This is a genomic window from Altererythrobacter xiamenensis (genome assembly GCF_900177715.1).
GTDB lineage: Bacteria > Pseudomonadota > Alphaproteobacteria > Sphingomonadales > Sphingomonadaceae > Erythrobacter > Erythrobacter xiamenensis.
This window is the reverse complement of sequence record NZ_FXWG01000003.1, coordinates 244,343-259,384: the sequence shown is the minus strand read 5'-3', so window position 1 is coordinate 259,384 and position 15,042 is coordinate 244,343. Positions and strand designations below refer to the sequence as shown.

Annotated in this window: 17 protein-coding genes and 1 tRNA gene; 5 read left to right on the top strand and 13 right to left on the bottom strand. The window is 60.1% G+C overall.

Annotated features, from left to right (window positions below):
• Positions 1-32 precede the first annotated feature (32 nt).
• The 4 genes from CCE89_RS11835 to CCE89_RS11820 all read right to left on the bottom strand — a co-directional run bounded on the left by CCE89_RS11835 (position 33) and on the right by CCE89_RS11820 (position 3,928).
• Positions 33-1,184: an efflux RND transporter periplasmic adaptor subunit gene (locus CCE89_RS11835; RefSeq protein WP_086438280.1), complete on the bottom strand. Its 1,152-nt coding sequence runs from the start codon at positions 1,182-1,184 to the stop codon at positions 33-35.
• A gap of 11 nt (positions 1,185-1,195) precedes the next feature.
• Positions 1,196-2,377 carry a TolC family protein gene (locus CCE89_RS11830; RefSeq protein ID WP_234990066.1) on the bottom strand — a complete coding sequence of 394 codons (1,182 nt, stop codon included), beginning with the start codon at positions 2,375-2,377 and terminating at the stop codon, positions 1,196-1,198.
• A gap of 535 nt (positions 2,378-2,912) precedes the next feature.
• Entirely contained in the window at positions 2,913-3,557 is a 645-nt protein-coding gene (locus tag CCE89_RS11825; protein WP_086438278.1) for a class I SAM-dependent methyltransferase, read from the bottom strand.
• Between the two features lie 8 nt (positions 3,558-3,565).
• Entirely contained in the window at positions 3,566-3,928 is a 363-nt protein-coding gene (locus CCE89_RS11820; RefSeq protein ID WP_086438277.1) for a DUF3703 domain-containing protein, read from the bottom strand.
• An 82-nt stretch (positions 3,929-4,010) separates the two neighbouring features.
• On the opposite strand from CCE89_RS11820, the gene CCE89_RS11815 reads away from it, so the two are divergent.
• Complete coding sequence (locus CCE89_RS11815; RefSeq protein ID WP_007163832.1) at positions 4,011-4,397, top strand: MerR family transcriptional regulator; 387 nt, start codon at positions 4,011-4,013, stop codon at positions 4,395-4,397.
• A 47-nt stretch (positions 4,398-4,444) separates the two neighbouring features.
• Here the strand turns inward: CCE89_RS11815 and CCE89_RS11810 are convergent, their stop codons facing one another.
• On the bottom strand, positions 4,445-4,711 hold the full coding sequence (locus CCE89_RS11810; protein ID WP_086438276.1) for an AlpA family transcriptional regulator: 267 nt from the start codon (positions 4,709-4,711) through the stop codon (positions 4,445-4,447).
• A gap of 1 nt (position 4,712) precedes the next feature.
• A complete protein-coding gene (locus CCE89_RS11805; protein ID WP_086438275.1) occupies positions 4,713-5,174 on the bottom strand; it encodes a hypothetical protein in 462 nt (153 codons plus the stop codon).
• 195 nt (positions 5,175-5,369) lie between these two features.
• On the opposite strand from CCE89_RS11805, the gene CCE89_RS11800 reads away from it, so the two are divergent.
• Together CCE89_RS11800 and CCE89_RS15480 are read left to right on the top strand one after the other, a co-directional pair.
• Positions 5,370-6,113 (top strand): lytic transglycosylase domain-containing protein, encoded by a 744-nt coding sequence (locus CCE89_RS11800; protein ID WP_407640400.1) that lies wholly within the window; start codon positions 5,370-5,372, stop codon positions 6,111-6,113.
• The gene (locus tag CCE89_RS15480; RefSeq protein ID WP_007163740.1) at positions 6,110-6,313 is read left to right on the top strand and encodes a DUF5818 domain-containing protein; all 204 of its coding nucleotides are present in this window, start codon (positions 6,110-6,112) and stop codon (positions 6,311-6,313) included. The genes CCE89_RS11800 and CCE89_RS15480 overlap by 4 nt, the downstream gene beginning before the upstream one ends.
• A gap of 9 nt (positions 6,314-6,322) precedes the next feature.
• Here the strand turns inward: CCE89_RS15480 and CCE89_RS11790 are convergent, their stop codons facing one another.
• The 6 genes from CCE89_RS11790 to CCE89_RS11765 form a co-directional block, all read right to left on the bottom strand.
• The gene (locus CCE89_RS11790) at positions 6,323-7,576 is read right to left on the bottom strand and encodes a tyrosine-type recombinase/integrase (RefSeq protein WP_086438274.1); all 1,254 of its coding nucleotides are present in this window, start codon (positions 7,574-7,576) and stop codon (positions 6,323-6,325) included.
• 178 nt (positions 7,577-7,754) lie between these two features.
• Positions 7,755-7,831 (bottom strand) — tRNA-Met (locus CCE89_RS11785).
• A 108-nt stretch (positions 7,832-7,939) separates the two neighbouring features.
• Positions 7,940-8,467, bottom strand: a complete 528-nt coding sequence (locus CCE89_RS11780) for a 2'-5' RNA ligase family protein (RefSeq protein ID WP_327078646.1) — start codon at positions 8,465-8,467, stop codon at positions 7,940-7,942.
• Complete coding sequence (mltG, locus tag CCE89_RS11775) at positions 8,464-9,426, bottom strand: endolytic transglycosylase MltG (RefSeq protein WP_086438272.1); 963 nt, start codon at positions 9,424-9,426, stop codon at positions 8,464-8,466. Before mltG ends, CCE89_RS11780 begins: the two co-directional genes overlap by 4 nt.
• 2 nt (positions 9,427-9,428) lie before the next feature.
• Entirely contained in the window at positions 9,429-10,688 is a 1,260-nt protein-coding gene (gene fabF / locus CCE89_RS11770) for a beta-ketoacyl-ACP synthase II (RefSeq protein ID WP_086438271.1), read from the bottom strand.
• Between the two features lie 137 nt (positions 10,689-10,825).
• Complete coding sequence (locus CCE89_RS11765) at positions 10,826-11,062, bottom strand: acyl carrier protein (RefSeq protein WP_047805955.1); 237 nt, start codon at positions 11,060-11,062, stop codon at positions 10,826-10,828.
• Between the two features lie 259 nt (positions 11,063-11,321).
• On the opposite strand from CCE89_RS11765, the gene CCE89_RS11760 reads away from it, so the two are divergent.
• Positions 11,322-11,753, top strand: coding sequence for a ferritin-like domain-containing protein (locus CCE89_RS11760; protein WP_086438270.1), 432 nt, complete (start codon positions 11,322-11,324; stop codon positions 11,751-11,753).
• A 64-nt stretch (positions 11,754-11,817) separates the two neighbouring features.
• On the opposite strand, the gene aspS is transcribed toward CCE89_RS11760, so the two are convergent.
• On the bottom strand, positions 11,818-13,629 hold the full coding sequence (gene aspS, locus CCE89_RS11755) for an aspartate--tRNA ligase (protein ID WP_086438269.1): 1,812 nt from the start codon (positions 13,627-13,629) through the stop codon (positions 11,818-11,820).
• Positions 13,630-13,820: 191 nt separating this feature from the next.
• On the opposite strand from aspS, the gene rnd reads away from it, so the two are divergent.
• Positions 13,821-15,035 carry a ribonuclease D gene (rnd, locus tag CCE89_RS11750; protein WP_086438268.1) on the top strand — a complete coding sequence of 405 codons (1,215 nt, stop codon included), beginning with the start codon at positions 13,821-13,823 and terminating at the stop codon, positions 15,033-15,035.
• Positions 15,036-15,042 lie beyond the last annotated feature (7 nt).

Sequence of the window (15,042 nt, the reverse complement as noted above, 5' to 3'; positions counted from 1 at the left end):
TGCGCTCCTCCTCGAAGCCGCTTTCAGACCGATCAATGTCCATGTTCGGCCTCCTCTTTTCCGAGTTCGGCTTTGAGCAGGAAGGCGTTTTCGGTCGCGATCCGCTGGCCATTCTGCAATCCGGACTCGATCACGATGCGCCCTCCCGAGCGCGATCCCGTCACGACAGGCATCGCCCGAAAGCCGGTACGCGTGCGAACGAACACCACTTCACGGCCTTCGACCATCTGAACTGCGGATTCAGGCACCGAGATCAAGGTCGCATCGGTTTCACCTGAGGGCTGGATGCGCGCCTGCAAGAATGCGCCTGGCTGCAATCCGGGGACCGCTCCAGCGAGCGAAATAACTGCGGTTGCGCTGCGGCTTTCCGGATCGAGCGCGGGGGTTATCGAGCGCACACGTCCGCCGATCTCCCGCTCCTCTCCGAATTCCAGCGTTGCCTCGTCGCCGGGCCTAATTCTCGCAGCATCACTGGCGGGCAGAGCAACCTGCACTTGCAAGCCGCTCGCGTTCACGATCTGGAACATCTCTTCACCGGCGGAGACGTAGGAGCCAAGCACGATCGGCGCGCTGGTGATCTGCCCTGAAATCGGACTCGTCACGGCCAGCGAACGTCCATCCCCGCTGACACCAGCAGCGGCGGATGCAGCTTGTGCGCGTGACAGCTCCGATCTTGCCACTTGCAGATTGGCCTGCGCCGCTTCGAGATCCTGCCGGGCCGTCACATTGGCCTCGAACAGCCGCTTTTCGCGGTCGTAGAGCGCAGACAGTTCATTGACCCGCGCACGCGCGGTAGCGACCTGCGCAGCCAGTCCGGCAGCATCAGCGCTCTCGATCCGCGCGATCGCCTCCCCCTGCCTGACATAATCGCCCAGCATCTTGTTCACGCTCCTCACCACACCGGATGCACGCGCATCGATCCGTGCGCTGGCATTCGGCGCCGCGGCGACGGTCGCTGGGAATACAAGCTCCGTTGCTGCGCCGAATTGGACAGCTTCGATTTCTATCGACGAAGCTGCGATCTGCTTCGCGTCGATCAGCAGAACGCCTTCGGGGACTTCGCTCTTTTCACCTTGTTCCGCTTGCTGGTCGGGCCCGTTTGAGTCAGCGGGCCAGAAGACCCAGGCCAAGGCGGCCAGCAAGATCAGGACACCGATTGCGGCGATCAAATGGCTACGTTTCATGGAAATGGGCCTCACTGTGTGGTGAGCCAGATGAGCCGCGCCGCGAGCAGGCCGCGGGTCTCTTCTGCCTGAATCAGATTTTCACGAATGGCGTCGCGCGCTTCGGCAGCCGCCAGAACTTCGATCAGCGGAAATCTGCCATTGCGGTAGCCGATTTCGACGAGCCTGAGCGCTTCCTCAGCCTGCGGCAGGGATGCGCTGGAGAGGGTCTCCACACGCGTTTCGGCGGCCAGATAAAGCGTTCGCGTCCGCTCGAACTCCACGCGGTAGTCCGCCTCGGCTATCGCCTCGCTCGCGCTTGCCGCGCGGTATTGCGCCTCGGCGGCTGCGATGTTGCCCTGGTTGCGGTTGCGAAAGGGAAGCGGAATGGAAATCCCGACGATGAACGCTTGATCGCTGCTTTCCTCAAAACGGCGCACACCTGCCGACAGCGTTGGGTCGGGAACGCCAAGCGAGCGCTCACGCGCAATTTCGGCTTCAGCAAAGGTGGTTCGAGCGCCCGCAATGCGCAGTTGCAACGGATCTTCGGAAACCGGCGGCGCAAGGGGCGGCGATAAGTCAGGAAAGACGTTCGATACTGCGGGATTGGGCTGTCCGGATACCCAGAGAGCCGCGAGCGCCTGACGTGCTGCTAAATCGTCTGCTTGTGCAGCCTGCAATTCGGCCTCCGCCTCGGCAAGCGTAGCTTGTGCACGCATAGCTCGAAGAGGCGGCTCCCGCCCGACCTCTACAAGCACGTTGGCGATCCGCGTCAGTTCACGGTTTCGCTCGACGATTTCCCGCGCGAGAACGAGGCGCTGGCCTGCGGCGACGGCCTGCACATAACGCTCGCGCACCCCCAAAGCGAGTTGCGACAAGGCAAATTCGCTCTGCAAGCCGGCGAAATCGGACGATGCGCGTGCGCTCGCGATGCGTGCGCTTCGCTTGCCGCCGAGTTCGAGCGGCTGACCGATCGCTAGGGTATATTCGGTCGATCGCAGCCCGGAGAAAGCGCCGGAGCCCGCGATGTTCTCGGCCTCAAGCGATAGCTCGGGATTGGGTCGGAGGCGTGCTTGGTCGATAGCCGCACGCGCGGCTTCGGCCTCCGCCTGAGGGCCGTAAACCCGTGGATTGCTGGAAGGGTCATCTTCCCCTTCAATGCCGACGCCCGCTCGAGCGAGCGCTTCCTCGAGTGTAACTGTTTCCTGTGCCAATACTGGCGAACCCGTGGACACGGCAATCAAGGCCGCGGCCAGTGCAAAGCACCGCATTATTGTATCTCCTGACTGAAACCAATCGAGCGCGCGCAGGCGCACTCGCACATGATTTGCTGTCAGGCTTTGGGAGGTTGGATCAGAACCGGCGGCGCGCGCGAGGTGAGCATCGAAGTCGCAAGCGGACCCTTCAGGCTATTCGTGCGCGCAAAGGGCGACCCCAGCAACACTCCACTATCGGCGAGACCGAAGCTGCAATTGTGATGATGCGTTGCCGAATGATCCTGACCATCATGGTCCGGCTCGGGATCATTCCTATCGAAGTGGTCAGCCCCATGCGCATAAACGTGATCGGCCGCATGAACGAAGCTTTCGCCTTCTGAAGCATGCGCGTCAGGTAACGATAGGACACTACCGAAAAGAATAGCGATGATCGCAAGGAAGGGCAACACAAAACGCGGCACGTTACTCAACCCTTTAGGAGCCTTGCAAAGCTCGCGCAACCACGGCTGTCTGAGCGCTTGTCTTTTCATGATCACGATTTGGCACCGACGAATTCATACGCACAACCGGCTAGAAACTCGCGGAAATGAACTTCACGCAGAAACTGGCGTGCTGGAAGCCAAGGGCGGAACTCTTCATATTCCCGCGCCACACCGAACGGTTTGGTCAGCAATATGCCGATTTCAATCAGCCATCGCGGCCAGCGCTCGGGGTGCTTCAGGCCAAGCAGGGCCATCCGGCCACCCGTCGGGAGAGCAGCCGAGGCGCGCTCGATGATCGCGGCGTAGTCAGGTGGCATTTCCAGTCCAAAGGTGCTGATGACTGCGCTAGTCTCGCTCGGAAAGCGGAAGGCGGCTACGTCTGACTGCACAAATTCGACATTACTTGCTCGCAGGCGCTTCGCTCGTCGACGGGCTTGGTCGAGCATGCCTTGCGAAAGGTCGACCAGCGTCACCTTGCCGCTTGGTCCTACTCTCTCAAGCAGAAACGCGAGGTTTGCGCCGGTGCCAGCACACAGATCCACCACATGGTCGCCGGCGTTGAGTTCAAGCCGGTTAACCAGATCGCGTCGCCAGCGACCAAGACCGGCCCACCGAAACCCCGAGACCAATCGGTCATAGATTCCCGCGTTCTTGTCGTAGAGGCGTTCAACCTGTTCGTTGGAGAGAATTGCCATGGCGCGAGCTAGCGAGCTTCGCCAGAAGAGATCGTAAGAACCTCTGAGAGGTCGTCCGGGTATGGCATTGGCGCGAACGCGCTCACGTTTGCGCGTCCGGTATTCCCCCAAGGAAGCCGTCCGGTGAGATTGCCAAGGGGAGCGAGCGAAAGACGTATGACCTGCCCCAGAACTTCCCGGCCATCGCGGGTTTCAACCGCATAGCCCAGCATCGTCATATGTGAACGAAGGTGCGGCCCGAAGAAGCCCTGGCCCAGAATATGTTCTCGCTCGAGCGCGGTCCAAGCCAAAGCCCGGTCACCAGACTGCCTGGCGGTACGGAAAACGCGCCGCTCAGCTTCGATAAGTTCAATAATGTCCTTCTTTGCCACAGGATTTTACCGTTCTGCTTGCATCCTCGAATTGTCTTATGCACCTTGTAGTGGCTACAAGGTCAAGCATTGCGAGAAACCCATGAAGATTGGTGCCCTGGCGCGGAAGACCGGCACGACCGCCGAAACCATCCGCTACTACGAACGGACCGGATTGCTGGAGGAACCACCACGCACCGCCGGCAACTACCGGGACTATGGCCCGACCGAATTGGCCAGATTGCGGTTTATCCGCCGCGCACGCGACCTCGGCTTCACCATGGCGGAGGTGCGCCAATTGCTTTCTTTGGCAGATGATCCATCGCAATCGTGCGAAGCCGTGGACTCTATTGCCAGCCTCCACCTGCGCGAGGTGGATCGGAAGCTTGGTGACTTGCGAAAACTGCGAACCGAACTGCGCCATATGGTCGACGACTGCCAGCACGGAGCGGTTGGCGAATGCCGGATAATCGAAGTGCTTTCCGGCTAGCCGGACAGAGGGCGTTTATGGGAGCAGTGACGGGACGCAAGACATGATCATCTCGAAATTCGGGGCGTGTTCTGACATATCTCGTCGGTGCGTTCGACAACAGAACCGATCCAGTCATCGATCTCGGATTCGACCCAAACCGTGCAACGGGGACCGAGCGAACGCGACTTTGGAAAACGGCCTTCGCGCATCCGCTGATAGATTGCCGTTCGGCGCAGGCCCACGCGCGCCATGACCTCGGGAAGACGAATGAGCCGGTCTGGCGTTGGCTCGACAGGAACGGCTTCCGCGTCCGTTTCGAGACCGGTCGTCATTTCAGAGAGCGAAGCTTTGTTCATCCTGCCGCTCCAGTTGCGCGAGGTGATCCGACAGGAGACCGGCGGTGCGGTGCGCGGTCCCCTTTGCCCAGCGCGGTCTCACATCGAGCAGCCTCTCGCCCAGCGCCTGATCCAAAGCAGACGGCAACTCGCTTATGAAGGTTTCAAGAAATTCCAGCACGCCGCTATTCTGCCAATCCTCGCTACGCTGCGAGTACCCCGCGAGTGCCAGCATCAGGGAGGTGCGCGGCGCGTGTCCGCTCGCGTCAAGGATGGCCAGCGCCTCTGGCAGTGTGGCTGACCGTGTCCCGGCGAGGATGCGTCGGAGCGCGTCCTTGTTGATATTCGTCTGTGCGGCAATCGTCCGCCGGGACTTGCCACTTTCGTCCACGGCATGGTCGAGGAAAGCTGCGACTCCTCGCGATAGTTCTTCCCATTTGTCGTGTGCGTTTCGCGCCATTGTTCCTGCTTCCGGTGATCTTTAGCGAATCACCAACAGGCTAGGCAACGCGTCAAACTGTAGGAAAGGAAAAAGAACAAATAAGGAACACGTAGGAAACCGGCTCATCGTCACACGATTTGATTCGCGCAGATTCCGGTCCCTCGATCTCAGATTTCGGTATGGGTGGCGCAATGATCGGTATTCTTGGCCGCAATGTCTGCACCGGTCGCGCAAAACCCGGTCAGATTGCCCAGAATCGACGATTTCTCTTGGTCGGAATACCGCGTGCTGCAGTTTCCGTTTTCCTACACCCTTATGTTCCATTTATGTTCTGCCACCTGTCCAGGCAAGACAAGAGAGAACGCAATGAGACGAAAATGGGTAACTGGCGTGTGTTGCGGGCTCGCAATTGCGATCCCCGCCATCGCTCAGGCGCAGGAGTTCCGGGTCTTTGATCATCGACTGAGCAGGGTCGAAAAGCCGGTAGACAATGAAGTTATGTACGATCCTTCTCTGGCGGTCATTGGGACCGAAGGAGGGTACCCATCGGCCGCCAACCGAAGTTTCAAGGAGACGCTCTACGAACCCCTCATCCGCCAAGCTGAAGCAAGGTATCGATTGCCGCCTCGCTTGCTCCAAGCATTGGTCTGGCAAGAATCTCGGTTTAATCCAATGGCGATCAGTCCGGCTGGTGCTGCCGGACTTGCGCAACTTATGCCTGCAACCGCACGAGAACTCGGCGTAACCAATCGGCACGACCCAGCTCAGAATATCGACGGTGGCGCGCGATATCTAAGGCAGATGCTGGACCGGTTTGGTGCGATCCATCTCGCATTGGCGGCCTACAATGCGGGACCCGGCGCGGTATCCCGTGCTGGTGGAATTCCAAGAAATCGGGAAACGCCGGGATATGTGAGGAGCGTTATCCAAAGATGGATGGCATACGGAGCACTATGAACACGAATCGGAAAAGGATCAGCGGACGGCTCGAGCATCTCCCGCGTGGGGCAGCTATCGTGACAGATGCAGGCGACCACTGGGTTCTGGAAGGCTACGAACCATCGAACGATGACTTCGGTTTCGAGGTCACCGCCGAGGGTGTCGTTGTGGGCTTTGACCGCCTTCGAGTTGAGTGGCTGGGCCAAGTCCCGGCATAGCACGCTAAATCACGCAGCTCTCAAGATCGCAACATTGCCTGTTTTTCCGCGCATCGCATCGAGGAAGTTCGCCCAATCTTGAAGCATCGCGCGACGGGGCGCCAGATACTCTGCGGCATTATAGGCCCCGCGAACTTCGTTCTCCTCGCTATGAGCCAGTTGAAGCTCGACCCAGTCTTCATGGTACTTTCGGATCCACATTGGCGGTTGGCCGACTTCGACAAGCTGTTCATTGGCCCATGTGCTCGCAAGACCTCTGAAGCCATGAACAGTCTGCCGACCGTGATAGCCCAGACGATACAAACCATAGATCATGGTGTTTTCGGATAGCGGCACTCCACGCTTCTGGCCGGGAAAGACATAGTCACTTTGAGAACATGCGATCATGTCCTTGGCGAGCGAAGCGGCTTGCATTGACAATGGTACGATATGCTCACGGTGCATCTTCATTCGATCAGGCCCGATGCGCCAAAGCGGAGAGTTTCCTTCTAGATCCTCGAACTCGTGCTTCTTGGCAAAACGAAGTTCCTTCGTTCTGACCCATGTCAGAAGCGCGAAGGTGAGCGCTGCGCGAGTAATCTCGGAGCGTCGCTCCCCTTCTTCATTGTATTGATCCAGCTTGTTTATGAGCTCTGGCAACAGAGCGAGCGGCAGTTTGGCCATATGCTTTACGCGAGGTCGCGGCTTCAGAGCGCCGCGAAGATGAGCCGTGGGGTCCGCATCGCAAAGCCCACTCGCGATGGCGAACTGGAAAACTTGGCCAATGCTCTGCTTCGCACGCCGACTGATATCCAGAGCCCCCCGTTCTTCAATATTGCGGATCACGCCTAAAACTTCAGGGGGGGTGATCTCGTGCATCATCCTTTCGCCCAATACCGGAAACACGTCCCGTTCCATCCGAGACCAGACACGCTTCGCATGAGCTGGATCAAGGCTGCTCTTTCGATTCTTGTGCCACATCTCAGCAACAGCCTTGAAGGTTTTCTCTGGCTCGAAATCTCGACCAGGCTTGTGGACCATCGGATCCTTGCCTTCGGCCAAGGCAGCCCTTGCAAGCGTCTTCAACTCACGCGCAGCCGCTATTCCGACGTCAGGATAAGCACCAAAGGAAAGCAGCTTCTCCTTTCCGCGATAGCAGTATTTCATGCGCCAGAGCTTCGAACCGTTCGCTTTTACGAGGAGGAATAGCCCTTCACCGTCGGCAAGCTTGTAGGGTCGTTCTGCCGCCTTCGCATTCTTGATCTGAATCTCACTCAAAGCCATTGGGGGTATCGCTCCTTTTCGGTACCCCCCGAAAGTACCCCCAAAATACCCCCACTCCAAATCCGGCTTCAAGCGCATGCAAGCGAACGCAAGCGGACGCGAATCAGCGACATGGTTTTGATTTCATTGTTTTTTTCGGATTTATACGGAAGAATGCGAACCCATGCGGATTCGAGAATGGTAGCGGAGGAGGGACTCGAACCCCCGACACGCGGATTATGATTCCGCTGCTCTAACCACCTGAGCTACTCCGCCGTACCAAGATCGCCATGGCAAGGCATCCCGAAATGGTCAATCGATCGGGATTCGCGAGGCCGTTTAGCCTCTAGCGAGCGGCGCATTTAGGGCGCGCTTTCGCCCCGGTCAACCTGCCTTTTGCACGCCCCTGAAGGCAAACTCGCGGGCAAGCTCCCACGGCCCTCCCCGATAGTGAAAAAGTGCCAGTCCGCGGAAGGCAAAATCGCGTGGCTCGATTGCGCCTTCTAGCTCGGCCTGAAGCGCCTTTGCCTCCGACGATGTGACCTTGTTCTGGATCGTCACATGCAGCCGCGGCCTATGCTGGTCCTGCGTCGTCAACATGCCATGAAACCGTTCGGCAATGCGTTCGCGAATGGCGAGAATGCCCGGGCTTTCGAGCTTGAGGGCTGTCCCCCTGCCCAATGACATGAGTCTGAGAAGTCGCGCCTCCACCGGCGCATAGTCGCGCGCCAGTTCCTTGCAGCAATCGATCACCTCTTCGCGGCACTGCGCGGGCAAGGCGTGAAACAGCGTGACATGCGCCTCGAGATAGTTGCGCTCTGGCGGAAAGTAGCTGGTCCTCAGGCTGGTGGCCCAGGCATGCATGTCGCGCGGCAATTGCGCGGTGAGGATAAGCGGATCGTGTTCGCTCACATCTCGCCGCGTTCGCGCCGCAACTGGTACCATTCGGCGACATTGGCGTTGTGCTCTTCCAGCGTGTCGGCAAAGGCGTGCCCGCCGCTCCCATCGGCGACCATGTAGAGCGCGCTGGTCTCTGCCGGGTTGAGCACGGCTGCAATGCTCTCTCGACCAGGATTGGTGATCGGACCTTCCGGCAAGCCGACCATCGTATAGGTGTTGTAGCCATTCACGGCAGCGATCTCGGATTGGCGGATGCGGCGACCGAGCGGTTTGCCCTTGGTGATCGGGTAGATGATCGTCGGATCGGCCTGCAGCAGCATGCCCGTCTTCACGCGGTTCGAATACAGTCCGGCGACCATGCGGCGCTCTTCCGGCACGCCGGTTTCCTTTTCGACGATCGAGGCGAGAATCACCGCATCGCGCATCGTATCGACCGCGATGTCAGGCTTACGCTTCGACCACGCTTCCGCGAGATATGTGTCCATCGCCGCCTGCATCCGCTCGATCACGGCCTGGCGCGGCTCTCCGCGTTCGAAATCGTATGTGTCGGGCAGGATCGAACCTTCGGGCGGAACCTCGACCTCGCCGGTGAGCAAGGGTTCTGCCATCAGCTTGTCGACGACCAGGATCGATGGCGTGCCTTCGGGAATGGTGATGAAGCGCCGGATGACATCGCCCGACTGGAAAGCCTCGAGCAGCGCGCCCTGGCTCATGCCGGGGCTAAGCGCGAACTCGCCTGCCTGGATCGGATCGTGTCCGCCGAAAAGCTTGGCGCGCAGCAGGAAGCCATCGGCGGAGGAGATATGTCCCTCCTCCTCCAGCTTTTGCGCGACCGCGGTCAGTGTCGAGCCCGAGGGTATGACGAAGGCGGTCTCTTCCTCGATCGTACTAGCGCCGAACGGGCGCACGAAAAGGAAGCCCACCAGCAGCAGGGCGGCGATGGCCGCAACGAGGCAGCCGAGCCGCTTCATTCCTAGTCCACCGCCTTCATGATCAGCGAAGCATTGGTGCCGCCGAAGCCGAAGCTGTTGTTGAGCACGGCCTTCACTTCGCGCTTCTTCGCCTCGAGCGGCACGAGATCGACACCCTCGGTGCCCTCATCCGGATTATGAAGGTTGAGCGTCGGCGGGACGATCTGGTCGCGCAGCGCCAGGATGCAGAAGATCGCCTCAACCGCGCCGGCACCGCCCAGCAGGTGGCCGATCGCCGACTTGGTCGAGCTCATAGACGCACCGCCAAGGTCGTCACCCAGCACGCGCTTGACCGCGCCGAGTTCGATCGTGTCGGCCATGGTCGAGGTGCCGTGGGCGTTGACATAATCGATGTCGCCAGCCTCGAGCCCGGCCTTCTTCAGAGCCATGCGCATCGCCAGTTCCGCGCCCTTGCCCTCAGGATGCGGCGCCGTGACGTGATAGGCATCGCCCGAAAGGCCATAGCCCACCACTTCAGCATAGATCTTCGCGCCGCGCGCCTTGGCGTGCTCATATTCCTCGAGAACGACGACGCCCGCGCCCTCGCCCATGACAAAACCGTCGCGGTCCTTGTCGTAGGGGCGGCTCGCCTCGGTCGGGCGGTCGTTCATGCTCATGTTGAGAGCGCGCGCCTGCGCGAAGCCTGCCACGCCAAGTGGATTGATGGTGGATTCCGCGCCGCCCGCAAGCATGATGTCGGCATCGCCGTCCTTGATCATGCGTGCGGCATCGCCAATCGAGTGCGCGCCGGTCGAGCACGCTGTCACGACCGCATGATTGGGGCCCATCAGACCGTATTTGATCGAGACCTGACCGCTGATAAGGTTGATCAGGCGTCCGTGGACGAAGTGCGGGCTGACGCGACCCGGGCCGCGTTCGTGAAGCACGATGGACTCACTCTCGATACCCGGCAGACCGCCGATACCCGAACCGATAGAACAGCCGGTGCGCAGCTTGAGATCGTCATCCATATCGACGAGGCCCGCGTCTTCGAGCGCCTGTCCGGCAGCATCGATGCCATAGACGATGAAGGGATCGACCTGGCGCTGGACCTTGTGATCGACACGCTTGTCCGGGTCGAAGCCGAACTCATGATCGGCGGGCTTAACTTCGCAGGCGATCTGGCACTTCTGGTTCGAGGCATCGAAGCGAGTTATAGGGCCCGCCCCGCTCTTGCCGGCAATCAGATTGCTCCAACTCGTCTCGACATCGCCGCCCAGTGGGGTGACGAGCCCTAGTCCGGTTACGACCACACGACGCATTTCAGTCTCCAAATACGAAACAGGCCCAGCCCTCGCCGGACTGAGCCTGTCGAAGCCCTGTCGTTTCTTGCGCCATCAGGCGCTGAAGACAATCGGCCCTTCGACAAACTCAGGGCGAACGGGCAGGTAAGCGGGCCTCAGCCCTTGTGCTCTTCGATGTACTTCGTGGCGTCGCCGACGGTGGTGATCTTCTCAGCCGCATCGTCGGGGATTTCCACGCCGAATTCTTCTTCGAAGGCCATCACCAGTTCGACGATGTCGAGGCTGTCTGCGCCAAGATCGTCGATGAAGCTGGCATCCTGCGTCACCTTGTCGGCTTCTACTCCGAGATGCTCGACGACAATCTTCTGCACGCGGTCGGCAGTATCGCTCATTATTGTTCCCTCTGTCTTGTGGGGGTTTGAAACTCGCCCATCGCCCTAATGAACGCACGGGAATAGCGCAAGAGGCAGCCGCCGAATTGCGCAAGCGACCCTGCGCAAAATCCAAGGCGAGCTGTCAGGCGCGCGCCCCGCCCTCGATCCACTACCGCAAATAGAGGGCGTATCATCGCAAAAGTCACTGATTTTCGGACCTTTTTACGCACACCGGCCGTTGCGAGAATATCAACACAAATCAGAGGATGCCCATTCAATGTCCAGTACAATTTTCAAATCGCTCACCGACACGACATTCGATTCCGTGGAAGGTTACCGCAAGGCAGCGGACAAAGCGGACAGTCCGCAGCTCAAGCAGGCACTGCAGCAGCGCTGTCAGCAGCGTCAGGAAACGCTCGGCAAGATGAATGCGGAGCTGCAGCGCCAGGGTGACGAGCTCGTCACCAAAGGCACCATGACCGGCGAAGCCCACCAGATGTGGGCCAGCATCACCAGCGCCTTCGAAAACAACGATGAAGCCGCTGCCGAACGCGTCGAGGAAGGCGAAGACTACATCAAGGGCAAGTTCGAAAGCGCGCTCGAAGACGACGACTTGCAGGCGGACGAACGCACCGTCGTCCAGCAGTGCTACGCCGAAATCAGCGAAGGCGAACGCTTCGGTGACCTGATAGAACGCCAGTACGACTAGGCTGATTTAGTCCGCTAGCGAAAGGGGCGCGGTTCTCTAGGGAGCCGCGCCCTTTTTCATGCACTCAATTCTCGGAGACGATCTTGGGCGTATCGTCTTTCTTGGGCGGCTCGACCACGCGCAGATGGAGTTCGCGCAACTGGCGCGGTTCGGGCCGGCTCGGCGCTCCCATCAGAAGGTCTTCCGCCTTCTGGTTCATCGGGAAGAGCGTGACTTCGCGAAGGTTCTGCGCGCCGCACAAAAGCATCACGATGCGGTCGACGCCTGCGGCCATCCCGCCATGCGGCGGTGCGCCGTACTGGAATGCGCGGTACATGCCGCCGAACTGCTCCTCGACGTCCTGCTTCGACAGGCCGACGATCTCGAACGCCTTCACCATCGTATCCGGCTTGTGGTTACGGATCGAGCCGGAGGCGATTTCAAAGCCATTGCAGACGAGATCGTACTGGTATGCGTTGATCGTCAGCGGATCCTGATTTTCGAGCGCTTCCATCCCGCCTTGCGGCATCGAGAACGGGTTGTGGCTGAAGTCGACCTTCTTCTCGTCCTCGTCATATTCGTAAAACGGGAAGTCGACGATCCAGGCCAGTTCGAAGCGGTCCTGATCGATCAGCTCAAGCTGATCGGCCACGCGGATGCGCGCTGCACCCGCCAGTTTGGCTGCATCGGCTTCCTTGCCGGCTGCGAAGAACAACCCATCGTTCTCGCCAAGGCCTAGCTCTGCATAGAGCTCTTCCATTCGCTCGGGCCCGTGGTTCTTTGCGATCGGGCCGCCGAACTCGCCGCCCTTGCGGGTGACGTAGCCGAGGCCGGCGAAGCCTTCCTTGCGCGCCCAGTCGTTCATGTCGTCGAAGAACTTGCGGCTCTTCTCATGCGTGCCCGGCGCCGGGATCACGCGGACGCGGCCACCACCGCCCACGATCTTTTCAAAAAGGCCGAAGCCCGACTGTTCGAAATGGCTGGTGACATCGGTGATGATCAGCGGGTTGCGCAGGTCGGGCTTGTCGGTACCGTATTTGAGCATCGATTCCGCATAGGGGATGCGCGGGAACTCGCCCGCAGCCGTCACGTGCTTGCCCTCTGCAAAGGCTTCGAAGGTTCCGGCGATTACCGGCTCCATCGTGTCCCAAACCTCTTCCTGCGTCACGAAGCTCATTTCGAGATCGAGCTGATAGAACTCGCCCGGAAGGCGGTCGGCACGCGGGTCTTCGTCGCGGAAGCACGGTGCGATCTGGAAGTAACGGTCGAAGCCCGCGACCATCAGCAGCTGCTTGTACTGCTGCGGTGCCTGCGGCAGCGCGTAAAACTCCCCTGCATGGAGGCGGCTCGGCACGAGGAAGTCGCGTGCACCTTCGGGCGAGGATGCCGTCAGGATCGGAGTCGAGAACTCGTTGAAGCCTGCGTTCTTCATCCGCTCGCGCATGTCGGCGACGACCGCGACGCGAGTCATGATATTCTTGTGCAGCGTTTCGCGGCGCAGGTCGAGGAAGCGGTATTTGAGGCGGATGTCCTCGGGATACTCCTGCTCACCGGCAACCGGCATCGGCAGCTCTTCGGCCGCGCTCTGCACGGTGACATCGCGCGCAAAGACCTCGATCTCGCCGGTCGGCAGATCCTTGTTCACCGTCTCGGCCGTGCGGGCTTTCACTTCGCCGTCGATCGTCACGACCGATTCGAGGCGCAGCTTCTCGAGCACCGACAATGCGGGCGAATCTTCGTCGGCAACGATCTGCGTCAGGCCGAAATGGTCGCGCAAATCGATGAACAGCACGCCGCCATGGTCGCGCTTGCGGTGAATCCAGCCGGACAGCCGGACGGTTTCGCCGACATTTTTCGCCGAAAGCTGTGCGCAGTTGTGGGTACGATAGGCGTGCATCTAAAATCTTGTCCTGTTCGGTAGTATGGCGCTAAGGGCGCGCCCAACAACAGGCGCGCGACCGATATGCGCGGTAACGCGCGCGCTAACAGGGGAAGAGGGTGACTTTGTCAAGGCACCTGACCTCCAAATGGGCTCCGCCGAAACGGCGCCCGAGGGCGGCACTCCGCCCGATAGAGATGAAAAGACGAATGAAAATACACGATCTTATTACCACGACAGACGCTCTTGCCGACCTTTGCGAGCGTCTCGCCAAATCCGAATTCGTGACGGTCGACACCGAATTCATGCGCGAAAACACCTATTGGCCCGAACTCTGCCTGGTGCAGATCGCCAATGAGGAAGAGGCCGCCGCGATCGATCCGCTGGCAGACGGCATCGACCTTTCGCCGCTCCTCGAGCTGATGTGCGACAATGAAGATGTGCTCAAGGTCTTCCACGCCGGCGGACAGGATGTCGAGATCATCGTCAACCTGACCGGCAAGACCCCGCACCCGATCTTCGACACCCAGATCGCAATGATGGCGATTAGCCAATCCGAACAGATCGGCTATGCCAATCTGGTAGAGAGTTGGCTCGGCATCACCGTCGACAAGGGCGCGCGCTTCACCGACTGGAGTCGCCGTCCACTGACCGACAGGCAGATCGAATATGCCATTGGCGATGTGACGCACCTGTCGGAAATCTTCCCGAAGATACTGAACAAGCTGATCAAGACAGGGCGCGGCGCGTGGCTCGATGCCGAAATGGACAAGCTGGCCGAGGTCTCGAACTATGTCACCGATCCCGACCAGGCCTGGCGCCGTATCCGCTCGCCCGGCCGGAACCCGGCGGTTCTGGGCCGCCTCAAGGGGCTTGCGGCGTGGCGCGAAGGCGAGGCGCAGCACAAGAACATCCCGCGTGGCCGCATAATGCGCGACGAGACGCTCGCCGACATTGCAAGCCACCCGCCCAAGCAGCAGCGCGATCTCGCCAAGGTGCGCGGACTGTCCTCCGCATGGAAAGATAATGACATCGGCAAGCGGCTGATGCGCGTGCTCGAGAACGCAACCCCGCTCGACAAGAGCGAGATGCCGGAGAAGATGAAGCGCGGCGCACCTCTCGGCAAGGAAGGCGCGCTCGTGGCGGACTTGCTCAAGCTGCTGCTCAAGATCCGTGCCCGCGAAATCGATGTCGCAGCCCGGCTGCTGACGCGGGCGGACGAGATGGAAGCGCTCGCCGCAGGCATTCGCGACCTGCCTATTTTGGAGGGTTGGCGTTATGACGTCTTCGGCCGCGATGCGCTTGAACTGGTCGAGGGAAAGCTCGCCTTCGCCGTAAAAGGCGGAAAGCTCGCCATGACCCATGTCGATGACATGCAGGCGTCGATGGAAGAGGCGCTGAACGACGCCGAAGCGGCCGAATAGCGACCCC